This window comes from Streptomyces sp. NPDC059456 (genome assembly GCF_042750055.1).
Taxonomy (GTDB): domain Bacteria; phylum Actinomycetota; class Actinomycetes; order Streptomycetales; family Streptomycetaceae; genus Streptomyces.
The window spans coordinates 1-3,132 of record NZ_JBHYVA010000855.1 but is presented as its reverse complement, the minus strand read 5'-3'; the positions used below and the strand labels follow the sequence as shown (position 1 = coordinate 3,132).

2 protein-coding genes and 1 pseudogene are annotated in these 3,132 nt (G+C 76.2%); all 3 read right to left on the bottom strand.

What is annotated here, in order from left to right:
- A pseudogene (locus ACFXA3_RS39610) lies at positions 1–97 on the bottom strand (DUF742 domain-containing protein); the annotation flags it as partial.
- Positions 94–537: a roadblock/LC7 domain-containing protein gene (locus tag ACFXA3_RS39605; RefSeq protein WP_385195788.1), complete on the bottom strand. Its 444-nt coding sequence runs from the start codon at positions 535–537 to the stop codon at positions 94–96. The pseudogene ACFXA3_RS39610 and the gene ACFXA3_RS39605, both read right to left, overlap by 4 nt.
- Positions 537–3,132 (bottom strand): nitrate- and nitrite sensing domain-containing protein (locus ACFXA3_RS39600; protein ID WP_385195785.1); only part of this gene is annotated, 2,596 nt, incomplete at its 5' end. The genes ACFXA3_RS39600 and ACFXA3_RS39605, both read right to left, overlap by 1 nt.

Below are 3,132 nucleotides of genomic sequence, written 5' to 3'. Positions count from 1 at the left end.
GCTTCGTCCGCCCGCCCGTCATGGCGTCCGGGCGGACGAGCGGGCCCGCATCGGCGTCGTACCACTGGCCGCTCACCTGCCGGACCGCCGCTCTCAACCCGCGGCCGGTGGCCGCGCCGCGAACCTGGACGGGGTGTACAGGTGCTCCCCGACCCGCTTCACGAGCCGGGCCATCTCGTAGGCGATCAGCCCGATGTCCGCATGCGCCGCGCTCAGCACCGCCAGGCACGAACCGTCACCGGCGGCGGCGACGAACAGGAACCCCTCGTCCATCTCCACCATCGTCTGGCGCACGCCCCCGGCCTGGAAGTGCCGTCCCGCACCCTTCGCCAGACTGTGGAATCCGGAAGCCACGGCGGCCAGGTGCTCCGCATCCTCCCGGCTGAGCGCACTGGACGCGCCCACCGCCAGTCCGTCGTTGGACAGGACCACGGCGTGCCGGACCTCGCGGACCCGGACCACCAGATCGTCCAGCAGCCAGTCCAGCTCGCCGGATCTGCGGCCGCCGTCGAGGTTGAATCTCTGGTGTTCGGTCATCACGCTTCTCCTTCGCTGCCCGTGTGGGCGGAGTTCTCCTGGGCGCCGCGGACCCAGCCGGCCCGGTAGGCCGCCATCCGGTCCCGGGCCTGCTCGGGGCTGCGCCCCGGCGGCTCCTCCGGCAGGCGGGCCCCGGCCGGGGCCTTCGGCTCGGGAGCCTCGCGCAGCTGCGGGACGAGGCTGGCCTGGCGTACGCGCCGCGGCAGTTCGCCGGTCACCGGGCCGTCGGTCCCGGTGCCCGGGCGGGCGGCGCGCCGCGGGGCCGCCGGCCCGGCGGACTCCGTGCCCGGAGCCTGCGTCCCGGCAGCGGCCGGGGCGGGATTCGGCGCGGACTCGGGGACCGGCGCGGCCTGCGTACGGGCGCCCGCGCCGCCCGGGCCGCGCGGCCGCAGGGAGGCCACCGGGGCCGGGAGCGGCTCCGCCCGTCCGGGGTTCCGCCCGGGCGCCGGGATATCGCGCGCGTCGTCCCGTACGGGCGGACGGCGAGCGTCGTCGCGTACCGCCGAGCGGTGCGCCTCCTCCCGTACGACGGTCACCGCGGGCGGCCGCGGGACCCGTCCGGCCGGGCCCGACGGGGCGCCGGGGGCGGCACCGAAGGCCGGCTCCGGGGCCTCCGCCGGCTCGGGACCCGGCTCGGCGCCCGGCTCGATCGCGCCCTGGAGCAGGGAGTTCGGCAGGAGCACCACGGCGGTCGTGCCGCCGTACGGCGACGTGCGCAGGTGCACCCGCACACCGTGCCGGGCGGAGAGCCGGCTGACCACGAAGAGCCCGAGCCGGTCGCTGTCGAACAGGTCGAGGGACTCGGACTGCTCGATGCGCCGGTTGGCCTGGTGGAGTGATTCGCGGCCCATGCCGAGCCCGCGGTCCTCGACCTCAAGGACGTATCCGGCGCCGACGGGCTCGCCGCTGACCCTGACCTTGGTGTGCGGCGGCGAGAACTGCGTGGCGTTCTCGATGAGTTCGGCGAGCAGGTGGGTCAGGTCGGCGACGGCGCCGCCGACCACCGCGGCCTCCGCCAGCCGGCAGACCTCGACGCGCGGATAGTCCTCGATCTCCGAGACCGCGGCCCGGACGACGTTCGTCAGTGGGACCGGCATCCGCCAGGCACGCCCGGGAGCGGCGCCCGACAGGATGATCAGGCTCTCGGCGTGCCGGCGCATCCGCGTCGTGAGGTGGTCGAGGCGGAAGAGGTCGCCGAGCTCGCCCGGGTCGTCGGCGCGGCGTTCCATCGAGTCGAGCAGGGTGAGCTGCTTGTGCACCAGGACCTGGCTGCGGCGGGCGAGGTTGACGAACACGCCGCTGACGCCGCTGGCCAGCTCGGCGCGCTCGACGGCCGCGCCGAGGGCAGCCCGGTGGACGGTGGCCAGGGCCTCGCCGACCTGGGTGATCTCGTCGTCGGCGGGCGGCGGGGGCGGGGTTTCGGCCTCGACGTCGATGTCCTGCCCCGCTCTCAGCCGGTCCATGGCGTGCGGGAGCTTGCGGTGGGCGATCTCCAGGGCGGTGTTGCGCAGCGATACGAGTTCCACGACGAGGGCGCGGCCGATGCGTACGGAGATGACGAGGGAGGCGGCGACCGCGGCGAGGCCCAGCAGCACGGCGGCCCCGGCCGGGCTCAGACCGGCCTGCGCGAAGGGGCCGGTGCGGGCGGCGGCGCCGATCTCGCGCATCGAGGTGCTGATGCTCGTGTACGCGGGGTCCCAGCCGGCCGGCGCGCCCTTGGCCGGGTCCTTGGCCGGGTCCTTGGCCGGGTCCTTGGCCGCAGCCGGAGCGGAACCGGAACCGGAACCGGCGACAGGACCGGTGGCCGTACCGGACGCCGTCGCGGGCCCGGCGGCGAGCACCCGGTCCTCGGCAGCGGTCAGTTCGGCGTAGGGGGCGCTCTTGGCAACGGACTGCCAGGCGGCCTGCCGGGCGGCGGGCAGGTCGCCGACGGAGCCCGCAGTGAGGGCGCGGCGGGTCTCGATGACGCCGGTGAGCCGCCGGAGCGCTTCGGCGGTGCGCGGGCCGGGCGCGGCGACCAGCGCGTCCTCACGGGAGAGGAACTCGCCGGCGCGGGCGAATTCGAGCAGGACGCGGGCCTCGGGGCCGAGCTCGGCCTTGTCGCCGCCCGAGAGGGAGCCGACGGCGGCCAGGGCGCTGTCGACGACCCGCGTGTACGTCTCGTACGCCGCGTCCGAGGTCGCGCGCCGGTCCGCGATGTCCTTGCGGGTGGCGGCGAGCCCCTCCGCCGCGGCCACGAAGGTCCCGACGCGCACCACGACCTCGGTGCGGAACTCGCCCGACTCGGCGACGGTGTGCCGGTCGCCGAGCCGGAGCCGTCGGACGGCGGCGTCGGTGCGCCGCGCCTGCTGTTCCAGGGCGGCGCCCTGGTCGGCGGTGGGGTCGGCCAGGTAGCGGACGGCGGCGTGGCGTTCGGCCTGGAGCTCGGTGACGGCGGCCGCGACGGGGGTGCGGATCTGCTCGTCGACCCGCCGGACCCGGGCGAGCCGGGCGATGTCCTGGGCGGTGCTGACGGTCGCGAAGCCCCAGAGCGCGAGCAGGGACACGACGGGCACCATCAGGAGCGAAACGATCTTTGCCCGGACGGTGGCGGGG